The sequence below is a fragment of the Rhodospirillaceae bacterium genome (genome assembly GCA_016712715.1).
GTDB lineage: Bacteria > Pseudomonadota > Alphaproteobacteria > Dongiales > Dongiaceae > Dongia.
The window spans coordinates 489,535-510,115 of sequence record JADJQM010000002.1 but is presented as its reverse complement, the minus strand read 5'-3'; the positions used below and the strand labels follow the sequence as shown (position 1 = coordinate 510,115).

The 20,581-nt window shown below is 64.9% G+C and carries 23 protein-coding genes and 1 pseudogene; 12 read left to right on the top strand and 12 right to left on the bottom strand.

Annotation, left to right across the window (positions count from 1 at the left end; all coding sequences use genetic code 11):
* Window positions 1–101: 101 nt before the first annotated feature.
* Window positions 102–2,618 carry an ATP-dependent helicase HrpB gene (gene hrpB / locus IPK59_13135; protein MBK8159661.1) on the top strand — a complete coding sequence of 839 codons (2,517 nt, stop codon included), beginning with the start codon at window positions 102–104 and terminating at the stop codon, window positions 2,616–2,618.
* A gap of 171 nt (window positions 2,619–2,789) precedes the next feature.
* Here the strand turns inward: hrpB and IPK59_13130 are convergent, their stop codons facing one another.
* The 3 genes from IPK59_13130 to IPK59_13120 are packed head-to-tail and all read right to left on the bottom strand — an operon-like array spanning window position 2,790 to window position 4,097.
* Complete coding sequence (locus IPK59_13130) at window positions 2,790–3,038, bottom strand: GNAT family N-acetyltransferase (protein ID MBK8159660.1); 249 nt, start codon at window positions 3,036–3,038, stop codon at window positions 2,790–2,792.
* A 16-nt stretch (window positions 3,039–3,054) separates the two neighbouring features.
* Window positions 3,055–3,552, bottom strand: coding sequence for a hypothetical protein (locus IPK59_13125; GenBank protein ID MBK8159659.1), 498 nt, complete (start codon window positions 3,550–3,552; stop codon window positions 3,055–3,057).
* Window positions 3,549–4,097 (bottom strand): NUDIX hydrolase, encoded by a 549-nt coding sequence (locus IPK59_13120; protein MBK8159658.1) that lies wholly within the window; start codon window positions 4,095–4,097, stop codon window positions 3,549–3,551. The genes IPK59_13125 and IPK59_13120 overlap by 4 nt, the downstream gene beginning before the upstream one ends.
* A 76-nt stretch (window positions 4,098–4,173) precedes the next feature.
* Between IPK59_13120 and IPK59_13115 the strand changes: the two genes are divergently transcribed.
* Together IPK59_13115 and IPK59_13110 are read left to right on the top strand one after the other, a co-directional pair.
* Window positions 4,174–4,947: an AzlC family ABC transporter permease gene (locus IPK59_13115; protein ID MBK8159657.1), complete on the top strand. Its 774-nt coding sequence runs from the start codon at window positions 4,174–4,176 to the stop codon at window positions 4,945–4,947.
* Entirely contained in the window at window positions 4,944–5,279 is a 336-nt protein-coding gene (locus tag IPK59_13110) for an AzlD domain-containing protein (GenBank protein MBK8159656.1), read from the top strand. Before IPK59_13115 ends, IPK59_13110 begins: the two co-directional genes overlap by 4 nt.
* A 42-nt stretch (window positions 5,280–5,321) precedes the next feature.
* Here the strand turns inward: IPK59_13110 and IPK59_13105 are convergent, their stop codons facing one another.
* The 4 genes from IPK59_13105 to IPK59_13090 form a co-directional block, all read right to left on the bottom strand.
* Complete coding sequence (locus IPK59_13105; GenBank protein MBK8159655.1) at window positions 5,322–5,699, bottom strand: hypothetical protein; 378 nt, start codon at window positions 5,697–5,699, stop codon at window positions 5,322–5,324.
* A 10-nt stretch (window positions 5,700–5,709) separates the two neighbouring features.
* Window positions 5,710–6,270: a hypothetical protein gene (locus tag IPK59_13100; GenBank protein MBK8159654.1), complete on the bottom strand. Its 561-nt coding sequence runs from the start codon at window positions 6,268–6,270 to the stop codon at window positions 5,710–5,712.
* Between the two features lie 13 nt (window positions 6,271–6,283).
* A complete protein-coding gene (locus tag IPK59_13095) occupies window positions 6,284–7,477 on the bottom strand; it encodes a phosphoglycerate kinase (GenBank protein ID MBK8159653.1) in 1,194 nt (397 codons plus the stop codon).
* Between the two features lie 110 nt (window positions 7,478–7,587).
* Window positions 7,588–8,706 (bottom strand): dimethylsulfoniopropionate demethylase, encoded by a 1,119-nt coding sequence (locus IPK59_13090; GenBank protein ID MBK8159652.1) that lies wholly within the window; start codon window positions 8,704–8,706, stop codon window positions 7,588–7,590.
* 124 nt (window positions 8,707–8,830) lie between these two features.
* Here IPK59_13090 and IPK59_13085 point away from each other — a divergent pair, with 124 nt between their 5' ends.
* Together IPK59_13085 and IPK59_13080 are read left to right on the top strand one after the other, a co-directional pair.
* Window positions 8,831–9,748, top strand: coding sequence for a LysR family transcriptional regulator (locus tag IPK59_13085; protein MBK8159651.1), 918 nt, complete (start codon window positions 8,831–8,833; stop codon window positions 9,746–9,748).
* 39 nt (window positions 9,749–9,787) lie between these two features.
* Window positions 9,788–10,579, top strand: a complete 792-nt coding sequence (locus IPK59_13080; protein ID MBK8159650.1) for an SDR family NAD(P)-dependent oxidoreductase — start codon at window positions 9,788–9,790, stop codon at window positions 10,577–10,579.
* 7 nt (window positions 10,580–10,586) lie between these two features.
* Here the strand turns inward: IPK59_13080 and IPK59_13075 are convergent, their stop codons facing one another.
* Both IPK59_13075 and secB read right to left on the bottom strand, forming a co-directional pair.
* Window positions 10,587–11,204, bottom strand: a complete 618-nt coding sequence (locus IPK59_13075; protein ID MBK8159649.1) for a Smr/MutS family protein — start codon at window positions 11,202–11,204, stop codon at window positions 10,587–10,589.
* A gap of 20 nt (window positions 11,205–11,224) precedes the next feature.
* Window positions 11,225–11,752, bottom strand: coding sequence for a protein-export chaperone SecB (gene secB, locus IPK59_13070; protein MBK8159648.1), 528 nt, complete (start codon window positions 11,750–11,752; stop codon window positions 11,225–11,227).
* Window positions 11,753–11,916: 164 nt separating this feature from the next.
* On the opposite strand from secB, the gene IPK59_13065 reads away from it, so the two are divergent.
* Window positions 11,917–12,609 (top strand): SDR family NAD(P)-dependent oxidoreductase, encoded by a 693-nt coding sequence (locus tag IPK59_13065; protein MBK8159647.1) that lies wholly within the window; start codon window positions 11,917–11,919, stop codon window positions 12,607–12,609.
* Here the strand turns inward: IPK59_13065 and IPK59_13060 are convergent.
* The 3 genes from IPK59_13060 to IPK59_13050 all read right to left on the bottom strand — a co-directional run bounded on the left by IPK59_13060 (window position 12,606) and on the right by IPK59_13050 (window position 14,366).
* The gene (locus IPK59_13060) at window positions 12,606–13,112 is read right to left on the bottom strand and encodes a GNAT family N-acetyltransferase (GenBank protein MBK8159646.1); all 507 of its coding nucleotides are present in this window, start codon (window positions 13,110–13,112) and stop codon (window positions 12,606–12,608) included. The two genes, IPK59_13065 and IPK59_13060, sit on opposite strands and share 4 nt — an antisense overlap.
* Before the next feature lie 190 nt (window positions 13,113–13,302).
* Window positions 13,303–13,860, bottom strand: coding sequence for a histidine phosphatase family protein (locus tag IPK59_13055; GenBank protein ID MBK8159645.1), 558 nt, complete (start codon window positions 13,858–13,860; stop codon window positions 13,303–13,305).
* Window positions 13,857–14,366, bottom strand: coding sequence for an FxsA family protein (locus tag IPK59_13050; GenBank protein ID MBK8159644.1), 510 nt, complete (start codon window positions 14,364–14,366; stop codon window positions 13,857–13,859). The genes IPK59_13055 and IPK59_13050 overlap by 4 nt, the downstream gene beginning before the upstream one ends.
* Before the next feature lie 375 nt (window positions 14,367–14,741).
* Here IPK59_13050 and IPK59_13045 point away from each other — a divergent pair, with 375 nt between their 5' ends.
* The 6 genes and pseudogenes from IPK59_13045 (at window position 14,742) to IPK59_13020 (ending at window position 20,515) form a co-directional block, all read left to right on the top strand.
* Entirely contained in the window at window positions 14,742–15,524 is a 783-nt protein-coding gene (locus IPK59_13045; protein ID MBK8159643.1) for a Tim44 domain-containing protein, read from the top strand.
* 89 nt (window positions 15,525–15,613) lie between these two features.
* Entirely contained in the window at window positions 15,614–16,744 is a 1,131-nt protein-coding gene (locus IPK59_13040; GenBank protein MBK8159642.1) for an MltA domain-containing protein, read from the top strand.
* Window positions 16,745–16,750: 6 nt separating this feature from the next.
* Complete coding sequence (locus tag IPK59_13035) at window positions 16,751–17,566, top strand: (Fe-S)-binding protein (GenBank protein MBK8159641.1); 816 nt, start codon at window positions 16,751–16,753, stop codon at window positions 17,564–17,566.
* A pseudogene (locus tag IPK59_13030) lies at window positions 17,563–18,990 on the top strand (lactate utilization protein). Before IPK59_13035 ends, IPK59_13030 begins: the two are co-directional and overlap by 4 nt.
* A complete protein-coding gene (locus IPK59_13025; protein MBK8159640.1) occupies window positions 18,987–19,661 on the top strand; it encodes an LUD domain-containing protein in 675 nt (224 codons plus the stop codon). Before IPK59_13030 ends, IPK59_13025 begins: the two are co-directional and overlap by 4 nt.
* Complete coding sequence (locus tag IPK59_13020; protein ID MBK8159639.1) at window positions 19,658–20,515, top strand: AraC family transcriptional regulator; 858 nt, start codon at window positions 19,658–19,660, stop codon at window positions 20,513–20,515. Before IPK59_13025 ends, IPK59_13020 begins: the two co-directional genes overlap by 4 nt.
* The last annotated feature ends 66 nt before the right edge of the window (window positions 20,516–20,581 follow it).

Genomic DNA, 20,581 nt, shown 5'->3' with positions numbered 1-20,581 from the left:
CTGGGCCAACCTATTCCCGGCCACTGACAGGAACCTGACAAGATCGAAGATACGCCATTTTCCGTGTCGGAATCGATGGTTAGATGCTATGCCAAGGACCGATGAGCCAGACCGCGAAGCCCATACCCAGAAAATTCGACCCGGATCTGCCGATCGCGGCCCTGCTGCCGCAGATCGCCGAGGCGCTGGCGGCCGGCCCAAACCTGGTGCTGGAAGCGCCACCGGGTGCTGGCAAGACCACGCAGGTGCCGCTTGTCCTTCTCGACGCGGCCTGGCGGGGCGACGGCAAGATCATCGTCCTCGAGCCCCGGCGCCTCGCAGCCCGGGGTGCGGCACACCGGCTGGCCGGCCATCTCGGGGAGGCGGTGGGCGGCACGGTCGGCTACCGCGTGCGGCTCGACCGCAGAATCGGCCCGACGACCCGGATCGAATGCGTCACCACCGGCCTCTTTCTGCGGCAGTTGCAGAGCGATCCCGAATTGAAGGGTGTTGCCGCCCTGATCTTCGACGAATTTCATGAGCGCAGCGTCGATGCCGATCTTGCCCTGGCTTTCGCCTTGGAGGCGCAAGCGGGGCTCCGGCCCGATCTGCGTCTCGTCGTCATGTCGGCGACCCTGGACGGCGCCGCCATCGCCAGGCTGATGCCGGGGGCAGGGCGCCTCACCAGCGAGGGCCGCGCCTTTCCGGTGACGACACATTACCTCGGCGATGATGCCAAGACCTGGATCGAGAAGCAGATGGGATCGGCAATCCGCCAGGCGCTGCGGGACGAAACCGGCGACATCCTCGCCTTTCTCCCGGGGCTTGCCGAAATCCGCCGCACGGAACGCGAATTGGGCGGGATGGGCGACGCTATCATCCTGCCGCTCCATGGCGATTTGCCCCTGGCCGAGCAGGAGCGCGCCATCCATGAAGACCCGCAAGGTCGCCGCAAGATCGTGCTCTCGACCAGCATCGCCGAAAGCTCGCTGACCATCGCCGGCGTGCGCGTCGTGCTGGATAGCGGATTGCGCCGTGTCGCGCGGTTCGATCCAGCGACCGGCATGACGCGCCTCGTCACCACCAAGGTGGCGCTGGCCAATGCCGATCAGCGGCGGGGCCGTGCCGGGCGGTTGGGGCCGGGCAGTTGCTACCGCCTCTGGAGTGCCAACAGCGAACGCGCACTCAGTCCGCAGCCGGCGCCGGAGATTCTGGAAATCGATCTGGCGCCGTTGGCGCTGGAGCTCGCAGCCTGGGGCATCGATGATCCAGCAAGCCTTGCGCTTCTCGACCCGCCACCGCCGGCGTCCCTGGCCCAGGCGCGCGAGCTGCTGCGGGAACTGGGGGCACTCGATGCCGGCAACCGCATCACCGCCCATGGCCGCGCCATGGCGGAGCTCGGCCTGCATCCGCGTTTGGCGCATATGCTGATCATCGCCAAGTCGCGTGGGTTGGGTGCTCTCGCTTGTGACATCGCGGCGCTGTTGAGCGAGCGCGATATCATTTCAGGTCCCGGAAATGGTGGGGGGCGTGTCGCCGATCTCGGGCAGCGTCTGGAAATGCTGGCCTCGGGCGGTGGTGATAGAAATGGCCGGTCGCGCATCCAGCAGTCGGCCAAGGATTGGCGCCGGCAACTCGGCATCGGCCCGGAACAGAGCGCCAGCCGGTCCGCCGCCGGCGCCATCGTGGCGCTGGCATACCCTGACCGCCTGGCGCAGCAGCGCGGTGGCCAGGGCCAGTACCGACTGGCATCCGGTCGTGGCGCCGAACTCAGCCTCGAGGATCCGCTGTCGCGCGAGCCTTACCTGGCGGTCGCCACCTTGGACCAGGGCCAGAAATCGGCGCGCATCTATCTCGCAGCCCCCATCACCCTGGGTGAGATCGAGGAGGATTTCGCCGATCTCATAGAGACCACGCAATCCGTCACCTGGAATGCACGGACGGAGATCGTCGAGGCGAAGCGCGAGCGCCGGCTATTGGCCTTGGTGCTGGAAGAAAAGCCGCTGCAGAAGCCGGACACCGAGCTCGTGCGCGCGGCGATGCTGGACGGCATCCGCCAGATGGGACTGGGCAGCTTGCCATGGAGTTCCGCCACCACGACCTTGCGGGCGCGTGTCGCGTTTCTGCGTCGTGTTCTTCCCGAGAAAGACTGGCCTGACTGGTCGGACGCAGCGCTGCTCGCGACCCTGCCGGATTGGCTGGGACCGCATCTGGATGGCGTGTCGCGGCGCGCGCATCTCGACCGCATCGATCTTCACGCGGCCCTCACCGACAGCCTCGACTGGCAGCAGCGCCAGGCGCTGGAGACTATGGCGCCGACGCATCTCGACGTGCCCTCGGGCTCGCGCGTGCCGCTGGATTACGACAGCGGCGAGCAGCCGATCCTCGCCGTGCGCCTCCAGGAAATGTTCGGCGCCACCGAAACCCCGCGCATCGCCGGCGGCCGCGCGCCGGTGCTGTTGCACCTGCTGTCACCGGCACGCCGGCCGGTCCAGGTGACGCAGGACCTCACCAGCTTCTGGTCGAATGCCTATAAGGCGGTGAAAGCGGATTTGAAAAGCCAGTATCCGCGCCATTACTGGCCGGACGATCCGCTGATCGCGGAACCGACAGCGCGGGCGAAGCCAAGGCCGAGGTGAGGAAGCGACACCTCATTTCCGCAAAAGTATTTGAACCCTCTCCCCTTGCGGGAGAGGGTGGCGAGCAAAGCGAGCGGGTGAGGGGGATCTCTCAACGAGTCCGCTCTTCCCACCCCTCACCTGACCCTCTCTCCGCGAGGGGAGAGGGGATGCGTATTGATGGGCAAAGGTTTATACTTTGGCCCCGCGCCAATACCGATACCGATAGAGCTCCCGCGTCATTCCCATGCCGCGATAGAGTTTCTGGGCGACGGCGTTCTGCGCTTCGACCTGCAGGCAGACGCCGCCGGCACCCTGCTCGATCGCCCAGCCCATCAAGGCGCCAAGAATGCGGCTGGCAAATCCGCGGCCGCGCAAGGCCTCCGCGGTGATGACGGATTCAAGACACAGCTGACCATCATGCAGGGCGCCATAGGCCATGGCGGCCGGTGCGCCCTCAACCCCGGAACATCAGGAAGGCGGTCGGCACGTCGAGCCGTGCCAGGATGGCGCGGTAGCTTTGCCGGCGCACGGCATTGTGGCCCTGCAGATCCGACATCGCGGCGAGCCAGATATCCGTCGGCTGCCGGTCGATGATCACATCGGGGTCGCGCCGCATCGGCATGGGATGAAGATCGCCATGGAGCGTGATGGTCTCGCCCTCCGGCAGATAGCCGCGCGCGCCGAGCTGCGCTTCGATGTCGGCTGGAAGAAGGGTGGGGATGCGGAAGATCGTCGGCAGATGTTCCGCTGCATAGCGCGCTTCCGCCGCATCGATCAGCGCGCCGATATCGCCGCCGACCGCGCGCATCGGGTTGACCGAATTGGCGCGGCGGCTATGGCCGGCGGCAAAGCGCAGCACCCAATCGCCGATCACCTCCTCGCGGAAGGACGGCCAGGCCTTGTGGCAGGTCCGCTCTACCCGCCAGCTTAAATCATCGGTGGCGTCGCTCACGTGCCATGATCCCCGCTCTCGCCCGGCGGGTTGCTGAAGGCGGAGAAGCTCAGCCGGTCCTTGATCTCGGCATATTGCGTGAGGGCCCAGCGCACCGACGGAAAGGCAAGGTCTTCCCAGGGAATGTCCGCATAGTCGAACAGCCCCACCTCCAGGCTCTCGATGCCCGCGCTGATATGGGGGTCGACAAGGCGGGCGCGATAGATCAGCTGGACCTGCGACAGGCGTGGGATGGTATAGGCGGCCAGCAGCGCATCGATCTCGATCCTGGCATTGGCCTCCTCCATGGCTTCCCGCGCCGCGCCCACTTCGGCACTTTCATGGAGTTCCATGAAGCCGGCCGGCAGGGTCCAGAAGCCTTTCCGCGGATTGATGGCCCGGCGGCACAGCAGGATTTTCGGTCCCCATGTGACGACCGCGCCCACCACCACCTTGGGATTCTCATAGGCGATGAAGCCGCAATCGGTGCAGACCTGACGCAGGCGGTTGTCGCCGTCGGGCACGCGGTGTTCGAAACTGGGTTCTTTGAGGTCTGGCATCGTCATCTGCGTTTAGGACATGGCTCGACTGTGGCGGAAGGCGGATGACGTCGCAAGCGTCACTGGCCTATGGTGCGGCCCGATGGAACCTCAATCTCCCCCGGATGCGCAAGCCTCACCGACCTGGACCCATGATTTCGGCTCGCCCGCCGGTGCCGGACGAAGTGGCGCCTGGGCGGCCGTCGGCGCCCCCGCTTTGGTGCTGGGGGCAAGCTATGTGGGCTTTGGTGCCTTCGTTCATCAATCGGGCCTGACCTTCCTTCAGGGGGTCGCCTCCAGCATCACCGGCTGGGCCTTGCCGGGCCAGATCGCGCTCATCGAGATTTTCGCGGCCGGCGGCTCGCTGCTGGCCGCGGCCATAGCGGTGGGGTTGGCCAATGCGCGCTTGATGCCGATGGTCGTGACCCTGCTGCCGATCCTGCGCGAAGGCGATGCCGCGCCAAATCCCCGCCTTGTTCACTATCTGAGCGCGCATTTCATTGCGCTGACCGGCTGGGCGATTGCCATGCAACGCTGTCCGGCTATGACGCCGGGGCAGCGCCTGCCGTACTTCCTGGGCTTCACCTTCGTCATCTGGTCCGCGACCCTGTGCTCCACGGCATTGCGCTTTTTCCTGGTCGGCGTGCTGCCGCCCACGGTGACGCTGGGACTGGTGTTCCTCAATCCGCTCTATTTCATGCTGCTCTTCACCATCGACATCGTGCGGCGCGACCGCCGCTGGGCGCTGCTGATCGGTGTCGTGCTCGGGCCACTTCTGCACATGATCACCCCGGAATGGGGCCTGCTGATCACGGGGCTGGGCGGCGGCACACTGGCCTTCCTGATCAACCAGTATGATCGCGGGCGTGGCAAATGATGACCGTCTCCGCCTGGTGGTTCCTGCTGGTGGGGGCGCTGGTCACCTATGGCTGGCGCGCGGCGGGTGTCGCCTTGTCGGGCAAAATCGACCCCAATTCCGCGCTGATGCGCTGGGTTGCGTGCGTGGCTTATGCGCTGCTGGCCGGCCTCATCGCGCGATTGATCGTGGCCCCGCAGGGGGAACTGGGGGAGACGGCACTGTGGATGCGGTTGAGTTCGGCCGGCTTTGCTTTGCTGGTCTATTTCATCTTCCGCCGCAGCATCGTGCTGGGTGTCACGGCCGGTGCGCTGTGGCTGGTTGCGGTGACGACGCTGGGGGGTGCTGCTTAATTCGTCATGGTCCGCGAAGGCCGACCATGACGAAGGAGAGGATCAATCCTCGACGTCCTCGATCTCCATCGTGGCGAAGCTCGCGGTGATGTTCTTGCCGCGCCCGGCCACGCCGCCGATGTTGAGGTCCACTTCCAGCGCATATCCGATGGTTGTCTCGTTGACGCGCAGCTCCGAAATGCGCAGCCCGTCGCTGGCATCGACATCCATGCGGAAGCCGCTGACATTCAGGAACACCAGCGCGCAAGGCCGCTCGCCGGGGTAATCGGGCCGGCCTTCCAGATTGGCATAAAGATCGTCGATGAAGACGTAGATCACCTGCTCGGCCACATCGAGGGTGACAGAGTCGATGCCGGCATCCTGCAGCCCGCCCAAGGTGGCGAGGAACTCGATGGGATCGTCGATCTCTTCGGCGCTCATGGGCCTCTCCCTATTCTTCTTCCAGCCCGGTCGGTCCGCCGACGGCCTGGTGATAATTGCGCAGCAGATATTCCTGCGCCACCGTGACAATCCGTTCCAGCATGTCGTTATCGGTGGCGCCGATCGACCAGGCGCCGCCCATCGCCGCCGCGCGCTGGAAAAACTGAGGCTCAGCCACCACTCGGCCGGTGGTGGCATCGGTAAGCTTCAAGGTCATCACCACCGCAGAGCTGCCGGCCAGCGCCCCGGCAAAGAAGCGCGCGCCACCACCGACGAATTTCAGCTCCCGCACATTGGGTTCAATCGTCAGCTTGGCGCCAGCCGCCTTCTGCCATGTGGTGAAAAGTGGCGGCAGCTTTGCCCTGAGATGCTGGTCAATCTTGGCCAGCGCGTCCTTCTCGGCCTTGGCAGCCTCGCTGGCCTGCGTGGGGAGGAGTTCGAAGCTTGCAAACTGGTCGAGCGCCTGTGCCGGCGGCGGGTTCTGCTGCACGGTGGGCGCGATGTTGGTAACGCAGGCGGAGAGGGACAGGAGGACGGCCACCTGTATGGCCGCAAGGATTTTTCTTGCCATGATCGCTGTTGCCCTAAGCCTTCAGCGCCAGCACACCGGGCAGGTCCTTGCCCTCGAGCCATTCGAGGAAGGCGCCGCCGGCGGTGGAGATATAGGAGAAGTCATCCTCCGCTCCGGCATGGGCCAGCGCCGCCACCGTATCGCCGCCACCGGCGACGCTGAGCAGTTTCTTGGCCTTCGACAGTTGCGCCGCATGTTTGGCAACGGCGACCGTGCCCTGGTCGAAGGGCGACGTTTCAAAAGCGCCGAGCGGGCCGTTCCACACCAGGGTCTTCGATTGGTCCATATGCTGGTTGATGAGTGCCACGGATTTCGGACCCACATCGAGGATCATCTGATCCGCCGGCACGGATTTGACGTCGACGACCTTGTTCGCGGCACCCGCCTTGAACTCGCCGGCCACCACGGCATCGACGGGGAGCACGATGGTGCAATTGGCGGCCTTGGCCTTTTCCAGGATCGCGCGCGCCGTGTCGGCGAGGTCGCGTTCGGCCAATGACTTGCCGATTTCGATCCCTTGCGCAAACAGGAAGGTGTTGGCCATGCCGCCGCCGATCACCAGCCGGTCGACCTTGCCGACCAGATTGCCCAGCAGCTCGAGCTTGGTCGAAACCTTGGCACCACCGACCAGCGCCATCACCGGGCGCTGCGGCTTTTCAAGCGCGGCACTGAGATGATCCAACTCCTCCTGCATCAACCGTCCGGCTGCCGAGGGCAGCAGATGCGCGATCGCCTCGGTCGAGGCATGGGCGCGATGCGCGCAGGAGAAGGCGTCATTCACATAGATATCGCCCAAACTCGCCAGTTCGCTGGCGAAGGCCTTGTCATTGGCTTCCTCGGCGGCATGGAAGCGGAGGTTTTCCAGCAGCAGCACGTCGCCATCCTTGAGGGCCGCGACCGCATCCCTGGCCTTCGGGCCGATGCAATCGGCGGCGAAGGCAACCTTCTTCCCCAAAGCTGTCGATAACGGCGCGACCAGCGGCTGCAGCGAGAATTCCGGCGCCGGTTTGCCCTTGGGGCGGCCGAAATGCGAGACGATGATGACCCTTGCACCCTTCTCGGCCAGTTCCTTCAAGGTCGCGGCCGAGCGCTCGATGCGCATCGCGTCGGTCACCTGGCCATCCAGCATCGGCACGTTGAGGTCGCAGCGCACGATCACGCGCTTGCCGGCCGGTTTCAGATCGTCGAGGGTACGGAACTGGGGCATTGGTCAATCTTCCCGGGGCTTGTGTTGGGACATCTGGGGTCTGGGTGCCATAGCTCCCACCCTAATGCAACTGCCCAGGACGCGGAAATCTGCCTTCGGCCCGGTGGCGTTTAGGCGAAAGGCAGGGCCGCGATCACGGCGGCCCGTTCGCCGGCCGGCGTCACGACGCACACGGCCTGCCCTGCGTCCCAGAAGCCGCGCTCGACCATGGCGAAAGCAAGCCCGCTTTTGAAGCTTGGCGACATGGCCGCCGAGCTGACTGTGCCGATGCATCTGCCATCGGCCAGCACCGGCCAGGGCGCCACGCAGGAAGGCAGCGAATCGGCCTCGATCCGCAAGCCCACGATCCTGCGCGCGACGCCTTGGGCGGCGATACGCCGCAGGGCGTTGGTTCCCAGGCAATCGACGGAGCCGTCGAGCCGGCAGAATTTGTCGAGCCCGCATTCCAGCGGGTTATTGGCGATGGTCATGTCGTTGCCGTAGGAGAGCAAGCCGCCTTCGATGCGCTCGATGAGGTTGGGACAGCCGGGGCCGACATCAAGGTCGGCGCCGGCTGTCATCAATGCATCCCACAAGGCAAGGCCGAGATCGGCGCGGTCGAGATAGATTTCAAAACCGCCCTGCTTGCTCCAGCCCGACCGCGCGACGAGAAGCGGATGACCCTGGAACGGCAAGTGGCGGAAACGAAAGAAGCCGATCTCGCGCACGCTCTCGCCGAAAATGCGCGCCGTAAGCTCTTCGCCCTGCGGCCCCTGCACGGCGAGCGGCCAGACATCCGGCTCGCACACACGGACATCGAGACCGAACCCCAGGGCAAGGCCCTTGGCCCAGAGCAGGACATCGGAATCGGCGATCGACAGCCAATAGCGGTCGGCGGCGAGCTTCAGCAGGACGGGATCGTTGACGAGCATTCCCTCGGCATCGACCAGCGGTGCATAGAGGCATTGGCCGATGACAGCCTTGGACAGGTCGCGCGGCGTCAGCATCTGCACGAAGCGCGCGGCATCGGGCCCGGTGATTTCCACCTGCCTTTCGCAACCGACGTCCCAGACCTGAACGTGCCGCTTCAAATGCCAGTAATCGTCTTCCAGCGAGCGGAAGGCGGTCGGCAGCAGCATGTGATTGTAGACGGTGTAGCCGCGCACCCCGGCGCCCTCGACGCGTGGCGTGAAGGGCGTTGCGCGCGTCCGGCGCGAAACGGCCAGGATCGGCTGGGTGGGTTGCAGCATGGTGGTCGGCACCTCGGTCGGCATGTCGGAGAATGCAATGATCGATCTACGACATCATCGGTGATTTGACGGGCCTTGGAAATCAGCCTAAAAATGATCGAATTATCAATTTTATCGATGATAGATGCGCCATCTCCCACCCTTGCGCGCGATCCGTGCCTTTGAAGCCTGCTATCGGACCGGCAGCTTCACGCGGGCGGCGCGCGAACTCAATGTCGGCCAACCGGCCATCAGCCACCAGATCAAGACGCTGGAAGCGGATCTCGGCGTCGCCCTGTTCGACAAGCGCGGCCCGATGACCAGGCCGACCGCGATCGGCGACGATTATTACCGCAGCGTCGCCCTGGCCCTGACCGGGCTTGCCGACGCCAGCCACAAGATCCGCCGCCGCGGCGCGCGCGAGATGCTGACCATCGGCACCTATCCGGGCATCGCCACCTTTTGGGCCCTGCCGAGACTGGCGGCGCATCAGGCGCCCGGGGCGGCCTCGTCCTACCGCGTCATCACCGCCGAACGGGATGCCGATATCGATCTCGCGGAGGTCGATGCCGCGATCCTGTTCGGCGACGGCGACTGGCCCGGCTGCGACAGCCGCCTGCTGCTGCCCGAACGCGTCGTGCCGGTGGCGGCACCTTCCCTGGCGCGCACACTGAAACAGGTGAGTGCCGCGGAACTGCTGAAGCGCGGTCCCCTCATTCATCTCGAGGATCAGGAACGGCGCTGGTTCGCCTGGTCAGATTGGCAAGCGCAATTCGCGCCCAAGGCGCAGGCGATCGACCGCAGCCTTGTTGTCACCAATCACGGCATCGCCATCTATCAGGCGCTGCAGGGCAGTGGCGTGGCGCTGGGCTGGCTTGGCGTCATCGACGATCTGCTGGCGAGCGGGGTGCTCGTCGCCCTGCGCGCGGCGCCCCTGGTCTCGACGCGGGGCTATCATCTGGTCAGCCGGCCGGGCTGGCTCGAGGAACCGGCCGGTCGGCGCCTGCTCGAGATGCTGCTCTATCCGCCGCCCAGGGTTGGCGGGGGCTCGTTTTCAGCCTAGGCTCCGATTGCCCGATCGGGGCGGCAGAGAGACGTTTTCATGACCTATCAATCCGCGCTTATCACGGGCGCCTCCTCGGGCATCGGCACCGCATTCGCCCGCGCGCTGCCGCGCAATACCGCCTTGCTGCTCACCGGCCGGGACCGCGACCGCTTGAATGCGCTGGCGCAGGAACTCGGTCTCCATGGCCGCCAGGTACGGACAGTCGTGGCCGACCTCACCGATCCGGAAGGCCGCTATGCCGTGATCGGTGCTGCCGAAACGGCCAGGGTGGACCTCGTCATCAACAATGCCGGCATCGGCCAGCTGGGCCGCGTCATCGACAATTCGGAACTCCGCGAGATGGAGATGGTGCAGGTCAATGTCGCCGCCCCTGTCGAGATTACGCGCGGCCTCTTGCCCATGATGCTGCGCCATGCCCATGAAAGCGGGAGCCGCGCCGGCATCATCAACGTCGCCAGCACGGCGGCCTTCGCGCCGATGCCGCTCTTTGCCACCTATGCCGCCAGCAAGACCTTCCTGCTGAACTATACCGAGGCGCTGGCCGAGGAGCTGGCACAAGAACCGGTCGACGTTCTGGCGCTCTGTCCCGGCGCCACCGAGACGCGCTTCTTCGAACGTGCCGGCGTTGAAAACCCGCCCAGCGGCAAGCTGGGCTCGGCGCCGATGCACAGCGCCGAACGCGTGGCACAGGAAGGCCTGCGTGCCCTCGGCCAGGAACGTGTCCATGTGGTGGGACCGACCAATTACCTGGCCAGCATCGCCATGCGCCTGCTGCCCCGCCGCTTCGTCACCGCCGCGGTCGAGAACACGCTGCAGAAGTGGAAGTAGAAGCGCGCTATTTGATGCGCTTCAACAAAACATAGAGCGCACCTTCGCCGCCATGTTCTGGCCTTGCCTGCGAGATCGCCAGCACCAGGCGGCGGAAGATGGGCTCGTTGAGCCAGCGCGGGACGAGCGATTTCAGAATGCCCGATTTCGCCACCTTAGCGTTTCCTTGGGTCATGCCCTTGCCGGTGATGACCAGCAGTTTGCGCTTGCCGGCCTTGTGGGCGCGTTCGATGAAATGGAGGAGGGCGTCATGCGCTTCGTTCTGCGTGCGGCCGTGGAGGTCGATCTTGCCCTCGATCGGCATTTGCCCGCGGCGGAAGCGCTCGCCCTGGCGCTTGTCGATGCCGGGCATGGCACCTGGAATGGGTGACGGCGTCAGCAAGGGCGGCAGCGGCGCGGGCTTGACGGCTGCGGGCTTGGGTGGCGGCGCCTTAGCGGCTTTGGCCGGCGGTGCGGCTTTTACCGGTGTTTTCTCCGGCACTTTGGGGAGCACGACGGCAGCGCCAGGTTTCGGCTTGGCGCTGCCGTCTTTCTTGCGGCGCTTGCGTTTGAGCGGCGCCACGGTACTGGCAACAGCCTGCCAGAGGGCAAGCTCCTGCTCAGTGAGGCGCCGCTTGCCGGCCACGGTCTGTTAGCGGATCGGGATCAGTTGACGGCCGCGGTACCGGGTGCTGCGGCTTTTTGCGCCTCGGCCTGCTTCAGCATTTCTTCGCGCTTCTCGCGGTACATGGCGACGAAATCGACCGGGTTGATGAGGAGCGGCGGGAAGCCGCCGGCTGCGACCGCATTGGCGATGATCTGGCGGGCGAAGGGGAAGAGGAGGCGCGGGGCCTCGATCATGACCAGCGGCAGGACATGCTCCTGCGGCACGCGGCCGAGGCGGAAGAGGCCAGCATATTCGCTTTCCACCAGATAGACCGATTTGTCGCCGATCTTGGCATCGACCGACATGAACAGGACGACCTCGATATCCGGGGGCGTCAGCGGCTTCACGCGCACATCGACCCGGATGATGCCGGTGGGGGCTTCCTTGAGCGCGGTCGGCGTTTCGTGGCCCAGCGGGTTTTCGAAGGAAAAGTCCTTCAGAAACTGATGCATAACAACCAGCGCCGGGCCGGTATCGGCCTGGTCCTGGCCGGCGGCATTGGCGGGTGCTGGGTTCTGGTCGGTCATGGAAACGCTCCTTGGGGTAGGTCTTTGCGCGGGTTGGCGTTCCGCTACCATCCCTGGGGCCTTGGTGCAACCTGGAAGCGGATCGCGCAAGCGACCATTGGGTTGACCGCGGGGTCACAGGCTGGGCAATCTGGCCCCCCTGCGACAAAAGGAAAATCAGCCGGATGAGCCGATATGCGATCATTGTTGGGGCCGGCAGCGGTCTTTCGGCGGCTTTGGCGCGCGCCTGCGCCGCCGACGGCTTGAAACTGGTCCTGGTGGCCCGCGATATCGCCAAACTGGCCCCCCTGGTGGCCGAAATGGGCGCTCGCGCCATGGCTTGTGATGCCAGCGAGGCGGCGGCCGTGTCGCGCCTGTTCTCGGTGACCGAGCGGGATTTCGGTGTCCCAGAACTGGTGGTGTTCAATGTCGGCTACCGCGCGCCGCGGGCACCCATCGCCGAAATCGACCCGATCGACGCCGAGGCGGCGCTCCGCAACAACGCGCTGGCCGGCTTCCTGGTGGGGCAGGGGGCTGCCCGGGTGATGGAGGGTGCCGGCAAGGGGTCGATCTTCTTCACCGGCGCCTCGGCCAGCACCAAGGGCTTTGCGCAATCGGCCCCCTTCGCCATGGGCAAGTTCGCCCTGCGTGGCCTCGCCCAAAGCATGGCGCGCGAACTCGGCCCCAAGGGCATCCATGTCGCCCATTTCATCATCGATGGCGGCATCGCCGGCATGCGCTCGGGACGCGATCCCACGGATGAGGATAAATGGCTCTCGCCGCAGGCCATCGCCGAAACCTATCTCAGCATCCACAAACAGCCGCGCAACGCCTGGAGCCATGAGGTCGATCTGCGGCCCTGGTCGGAGAATTTCTAGGGCCGCTTCAGGCTCAGATACACGCTGTCGAACCACTTGCCGCCAATCTCGAAGGTCTTTTCCGCAAAGCCGGTACGTTTGAATCCGACGCGCTCCAGGACCCGCAGGCTGGCGGCGTTGTCGGGATCGACATCGGCGCGGATTTCGTCAAAGCCGAGAACCTCGAATCCATAAGCGGCGATGGCGCGCAGGGCTTCGCTGGCAAAACCCTTGCCCCAGGCCTTGGGGTCGAACAGGAAACCGATCTCGTCGCCCTGCCAGAACGCAACGCGGCCGATGACGCGGCCGTCGTGCAGCACCGCGAAATCCTGCGCCTCCCCCTTGGCCATGGCGTCGAGGCTGCTTTGCACCCAGGCTTCGGTTTGCGCGATCTCGGTATGCGGCAAGGTTGACCAATAACGCATGACCTGCGGATCGGAGAGCCATTGATGCAGCGCCGGCGCATCGCTCATCGCGAGCGGTCGGAGTGTTAGGCGCGGTGTGGTGAGGATGGGGAGAGTCATGGTCCGGGTTTCCCATTGGCAACGAGCTTGCTGGCACGGCCCCCTCACCCTGACCCTCTCCCGCGAGGGGAGAGGGAATGAGATCTGCCGGCAATACCCAATCTGGTCGACTGATTCTGGTGTAAGCGCGTGGCAAAAGCCCCTCTCCACTCGCGGGAGAGGGGTTGGGGTGAGGGGGTGTTGCGAAGAACTATTTCACGCCCAACTTCACCCGCCGCTCCCTTGTCGGATCGAACGGCACCAGTTCGGCATTGGCGGCGGAATGGCCGGTCAGTTGCAGGATGAAGCCCCAATGGCTGACCACGGCGACATGCTGCCAATCGGCCAACGCTGCGGCACGGCGGTGGAAAGCCTGGCAGCGCTGTTCGACCTGGTCGCGGGTCTCGTCGAGATTGGGCCACCAGGTTTCCTCGATATGGTCGAAGGAGAGCGCCGGCCAGCGTTCGGCGAGCCGGCTGCGTGGTGTCCCGATGTCGCAATGGTAATGGGCATGCTCGTGTACGCTGTGTTCGATTTCAATGGGCAGGTCGAGCACGCGGGCGACGATCTCCGCCGTTTCAATGGCGCGCGTGTAGGGGCTGGCGAGGAGGCGGCGGATCGGATGGCTGTGGCGCTTGAGCGCTTCGGCCGATGCAGCGACCTGCCGGCGGCCAAGCTCGGTCAATCTGGGGTCGGGAATGCCGGGGTCGCGCCCGGTGCGGTCGTGATGCGCATTGAACTCGGATTGGCCGTGGCGGATGAGGATCATGATGCGTCTTCGGGTCTTTCAAGATGGCGCGTTGTTTTGTCCCTGGGCGGAGAAGAGGTCGCATCCTCCGGTTCGATGATCTCGAATTCGCCCTCGATAACGGTATGACTGGTCCGGGTGCTGCCATGAGCGCCGCCACTGCGATAGATGCGCGTCTCGAAATGGCTTGCGGCATGGCGCAGCAGGAAGTTGCGCGTCACCGGCAGCACCAGGATGAGGGCAAGGAGGTCGCTGACGAATCCGGGCACGATCAGCAGCAGGCCGGCGGTCACCATCACGGCACCGTCGATCAGGCTATGGCCCGGTTCACGCTGTTCATTGAGGGCGGATTGCAGTTTGGTCAGGGCATTGAGCCCGCCATGACGGATCAGGGCCATGCCGAGCATTCCAGCCGCCAGCAGCCATAACAAGGTGAGGCCGAGGCCGATCCGCCCGCCGATAACGACAAATCCGGCGATTTCCAGGAAGGGCAGGGCCACGATCAGGCCAACCAGCAGCCGAATCATGGCCGTCGGCCGCTGTAATGGGCAAAATCGCTGTGAAAGCAGCGCCTTGCCGTGAAGAATGGCGTGAATTGGGTCAATTTTTCCCTGCGGCCCCGTCCGCAGTCGGGAAGCAATGCCGACTTGCTGTCACTGGGCCGACTTCCTATGTAGAATGCCGGATCAACGCTTTAGCCCAAGGCCGTGTCCCGGTCCAGCGAGCCTGCCGAAGAATGGTCGAAATCGCCCATATGGTCGAAATCGGCTGGCGGGCGAACCAAATCGGGGCGCCCTTGTTGTAGCGGGAGAGTTGGTGACGCAGAAATTGGTGCCACAAACTTGGTAGCCGCGCGCCGGTTACGCAAGATGCCGCCTTTGTATCGACAAGGATTACCGTTCTTGCAACATCTCGATATCGTCTTTTTCGCCATTGTCGCCGTGGTTCTGGGTTGGAAGCTCTATACCGTGCTCGGTCGACGCACCGGCAATGAGCCCCGCATCGACCCCTTTGCCCGGCCCGATCCCAAGGATCTTGGCGCCCGCCGTCAGGCTGGGCGCGACGAGCCCGAGGCGCCCATCCAGATCGGCAGCCGTCGACCGACGGTGGTGCGGAATGAGCCCGACGCGCAGCCGGAACCTGCGGCGGCGGCGCGCGACACGGGTCAGCGCGGTGGCCTCACGCCGCGTGATCGCCGCCAGATCGAGGGCGAGATCAGCCGCGGGCCGGAAGCTGTCCGCGACGGCATTGCCGCCATCACCAAGGCCGATCCCACCTTCGACGCGCCGGAGTTCGTCGGCGGTGCCAAAATCGCCTTCGACATGATCGTCCAGGCCTTTGCCGCGGGCGAGGTCAAGGCGCTCCAGGCCTTGCTGGCGCGCAGCGTCTACGACAATTTCGCCGCGGCGATCGCCGAACGGAACCGGCTTGGCCACCGCCTCAAGACCACGCTGATCGGCATTACGCAGGCGCAGATCACCGGCGCGGAAATGGCCGGCAAGGAAGCGCGCGTGACGGTCAAATTCGTCAGCGAGCAGATCAGCATCACCGAGGATGCCGGCGGTACCGTGATCGAGGGCGATCCGACCCATGTCGATGTCCTGATCGATATCTGGACTTTCGCGCGCGACACCACGTCGCGAGATCCCAATTGGCAGTTGGTGGCAACCGAAACGCCACAATAAACGGCGGAACGCTAGCGCTTCGGGGGAAGCTGACGGGGATGCAGGGCAAATCGGGCAGCGTTCCAGGCAATGGCGCGGGTTCATGGTTGATGGCAGGCGCTTGCCTCCTCGGCCTTGCCACGCTGCTGGTGGCCTGTACGCCCCCGGAATCGCCGCCCGGCCTCAAGGTCAGTCCCAGTTCCTATTCCATGCTGCCCGGCTGGGGCGATGACCGGCTCGAGGAAGCGCTGCCGGCGCTGCTCAATTCCTGCAAGGTGATCCTCAAGAAGCCGGCGGAGGAACCGATCGGTCCCAAGGGGCTGGCCGGGCTTGCCGGCGATTGGCAGGCGCCCTGCGCGGCCGCCGCCGAACTGAAGGGCCGCAACGACCCGGCCCTGGCCCGGGCTTTTTTCGAACGCTGGTTCGTGCCCTTCACGGCAGTGGATATCCGCGGCAAATCGGGACTTTTCACCGGTTATTACGAGGCGGAGATCGAGGCCGCGCGCCAGCCCGATTCGCTCCACATGTACCCGCTCTACCGCGCGCCGAAGACACCGACCAAATTGACGCGGGCCGAGATCGAGGCGGGCGCCTTGCGCGGCCAGGGCCTTGAATTCCTCTGGCTGAAGGACCCGGTTGACGCCTTCTTCCTGCAGATCCAGGGCTCCGGCATCGTCAAGGTGACCGACGGGACGGAAATGCGCGTCGGCTATGCCGGCAATAACGGGCAGGCCTTTGTCGCCATCGGCAAGATCATGATCGAGGAAGGGATCATCGACCGGAAATCGGCCTCGATGCAGACCATCCGTACCTGGCTGCGCGCCAATCCGGACAAGGCGCAGGCCATGATGAACCGCAATCCGCGCTTCATCTTCTTCCGCGAGGTCAAGGAAAACGGGCCGGTCGGGGCCATGGGTGTGACACTCACCGCCGGGCGCAGTCTGGCCGTCGACCCCGCCTTCGTGCCGATGGGGCTGCCGCTCTGGCTGGATACCTCCTGGCCGATTGATCATGGCGCCGCCAAGAAGGGCTCGCCCTTGCGCCGCCTGATGATGGCCCAGGATGTGGGGACTGCCATCAAGGGGCCGGTGCGCGGCGACTTCTTCTGGGGCAGCGGCGAGGCGGCGCTCACCTTTGCCGGCAGCATGAAGAATCCCGGCAACTGGTTCATGCTCTTGCCAGTGACCGCGGCAGCGCGCAAAACTCTCGACGTCGTCGACATCGTCAGCAGCCTGAAGTGAGTACGCGTGAACAGCCAGCCCGGAACGGCCCAGCCAGTATTTAGGACGGGCGCCAATGTCGCCCTTTTTGTGACCTGCCTCGTTGACCTCTTCCGCCCCAGCGTCGGCTTCGCGGCGGTGAAACTGCTGGAGGAGGCCGGCTGCCGGGTCAGCGTGCCCCCGTCCCAGACCTGCTGCGGGCAGCCCGCCTATAATTCGGGCGACCGCAGGACGGCGGTCGATATCGCCAAGCAGACCATCGCGGCCTTTGAGGGGTTTGACTTCATCGTGGCGCCAAGCGGCTCCTGCGGCGGCATGATCAAGCATCATTACCCACAATTGCTGGGCGACGATGCGCAATGGGGCCCACGGGCCGAAAAACTTGCCGCGCGCACCTATGAGCTCACCCAGTTCCTGGCCGAGCAATGCGGCAAGACCGATTTCGGCGCGGCGCTCGCGGCCAATTGCACCTATCACGATTCCTGCTCATCCTTGCGCGAGATGAAGGTGAAGGCGGCACCGCGCGATCTCCTGAAAAAGGTCACGGGCCTCACCTTGACCGAGATGGAGGAGACCGATGCCTGCTGCGGCTTCGGTGGCACCTTCTGCATCAAATTTCCCGACGTCTCCAATTCCATGGCGGCGCGCAAGGTCGAGACCATCGATGCGACCGGCGCCGATCTGCTGCTCGCAGGCGATCTCGGCTGCCTCATGAACCTTGCCGGCAAGATGAAGCGCGACGGCAGCCATGTGCAAGTGCGCCATGTCGCCGAAGTGCTGGCCGGCATGACCCAGGAACCGGCGATTGGCGAACCGGCCATCGGCGAGGAGCGCAGCCGATGACCTTTGTCCCCACCAGCAATGCCTTCAAGGAAAATGCCACCGGCGCCTTGCAGGACAAGCCGCTGCAGGAAGCGCTCGGCATCGCGCGCTCGCATTCGATCCAGACGCGGCTCAACACCGTGGCCAAGATGCCGGAATTCGAGACGCTGCGCGATATCGGCCGCGATCTCAAGAACCACATCATCGCCAATCTCGATCATTACCTGCTGCAATTCGAGCAATCGGTGATCGATCGCGGCGGCAAGGTGCATTGGTGCCCGGACGGTGAATCTGCCCGCGCCAAGGTCTTGGAAATCTGCCGGTCGGTGAACGCCAGGACCGTCACCAAGGGCAAGACGATGATCGGCGAGGAGATCGGTATCAACGATTTCCTCTTTGCCAACGGCATCGAACCGGTCGAAACGGATCTTGGCGAATATATCATTCAACTGCGCGGCGAGACGCCCAGCCATCATCGGCCCGGCCCTCCACGTCACCCAGGCCCAGGTCGAGGAAACCTTCCGCGAAGCGCATACCGATCTCGATCCCGCACGCAATCTCGAGGATCCGGCAAGCCTGATGGCGGAAGCGCGCGAAAAGCTGCGCGCCGGCTTCCTCAAGGCCGATGTCGGCATCACGGGTGCCAATTTCCTCATCGCCGATGAAGGCGCCACCACCATCGTCACCAATGAGGGCAATGGTGATCTGACGCAAACCCTGCCGCGCATCCATATCGTGCTGGCCTCGATCGAGAAGGTGGTGCCAAGCCTCAAGGATGCGATGACCCTGCTGCGGATTCTGGCGCGCTCCGCCACCGGCCAGGAGCAGTCGGTCTACACGACCTTCTCCAGCGGCCCGCGGCGGCCGACCGATCTCGACGGGCCGGAGGAGTTCCATGTCGTGCTCATCGACAATGGCCGCTCGGCCTATCTCGGCTCCGATCTTGAGGAGATGCTGCGCTGTATCCGCTGCGGCGCCTGCCTCGATCATTGCCCGGTCTATCATTCGGTGGGCGGCCACGCCTATGGCTGGGTCTATTCGGGGCCGATCGGCTCGCTGCTGACCCCCATGCTGGTGGGTGTCGAGAACGCGAAACCGCTCCCAATGCCTCGACCCTCTGCGGTCGCTGTGAATCGGTTTGCCCGGTGCGCATCCCGATCCCCAAATTGTTGCGCAACTGGCGCGAACGGGAGTTCTCACGCGCCATCACGCCGCAGACGGAACGCTCCGGCCTGTGGTTCTGGGCCTTCATGGCGAAGCGGCCTTTGCTCTATCGCCTGGTGACGCGGATCGGAGCCCGCGCGCTGTTCAATCTCGCCGGCCAGCAGGGGCGCTTGAGCTCGGCGCCGCTCGCCTCCGGCTGGACCAAGCACCGCGATCTCCCGGCCAGCCAGGGCCGCACCTTTCATGAACAATGGAAAGCCAAAAAGGGAGCGCGGTCATGAGCACATCCGGCACCGGCCGCGACCGCATGCTGGCCTCGATCCGCGCCGGCATCAGCCGGCAGGCGGATCGCCGCCACGGCGAACCGGCACCCAGCAAACCCACGCCGCTCATCCCCGCGCGCGCCACGGCGCCGGGCGTCGATGTCATCGGCCTCTTCAAGACGCAGCTCGCCAATGCCAAGGCGACGTTGGACGAGGTGGCCAGCCGCGACGACGTGCCGGCAGCTGTCGCGCGCTATCTCGCCAACAATAATTTCGAGGCCCGCGTGCGCCTCTCGCCCGATGCGCGGGTGAGCAGCCTGTTCTGGGATAAGGCGCCGATGGTGAAAACGTCGAGCGACCGCTCCCATGGCAAGGACCCGACCAGTGTGACACCTGCCGTGGCGGCGGTGGCGGAAACCGGCACCATGGTGCTGCAATCCTCAGGAGGCACGCCGACCACGCTTCATTTCCTGCCCGACCAGCATGTGGTGGTGATTGCCAAGAGCCAGATCGTCGGCACCTATGAGGATGCGCTGGCGCGCGTCAAACGCGGCCCCGATGGCGCCCTGCCGCGCACGGTCAATTTCGTGACCGGTCCCTCGCGCAGTGCCGATATCGGCAAGATCCTCCTGATGGGCGCCCATGGGCCCAAGAAGCTCCACGTCATCGTCGTCGACGGGGAATTGTGAGCGGGACTCTCCGCAGGCTTTCCGGCGAAACCCACCAGGCGCGGTGGGAGGCATTTTTTGCGCCGCCTGACCCACGCCTTCAGAACATGGTCGTCGGCGAGTATCAGGGCTGGGTCGAGGCGGCGCCGCTGCCGGTCTTCCGCCGGCAGATGCCGGTCATCATGGTGCCGGTCATCCTCAATTTCGGGCCCGGCTGGGAAGTGGGATCGCCACGCACCGATAGCGGCGCCCTGCGGCCGTTCGATTCCTTCATCGCCGGGTTGCATGATCAATCGGCCGACACGTTGTCGGGTGGTGACGCCGCCTGCCTGCAGCTCAATCTGACACCGCTTGGCGCCTATCGCCTGCTCGGATTGCCGATGCATGAGATCGCCAATCGCACGCTTGATCTCATGGATCTGCTGGGGGCGGCGGGCGCGGATCTCATCGATCAACTGCGCCATGCCGATGATTGGCGCCGGCGCTTCGACATGCTAGACAGCTTCCTGCTCGCGCGCATCATGGACCGCGTGCCGATGGCGAATGACATCGCCTGGGCGCTCCAGCAATTGCAGCGCAGCCATGGCAAGGTCGCCATCGGGAGGCTCGCCGAGGATCTCTCCATCAGCCGCAAGCGCCTCATCAACCGCTTTCACGAGCAGATCGGCTTGCCGCCCAAGACGATCGGGCGCATCTATCGCTTCAACCGGATGCTGGCGCATCTGCAACGGCCAGTATCGAAAGGCGGGGGCCGACCCAGTCTTGCCGAACTCGCCGACCGCTGCGGCTATTACGACCAGGCGCATTTCAACCGTGACTTCCGCGACTTCGCCGGGATGGCGCCGGGCGCCTATCTCGCCGAACACGGCATTTAATCGGAAAATTTATCCAAGACCGGGTTTCGGGCCTCGTCCTAGAGTGTGTCATCAAACACGCTTTGG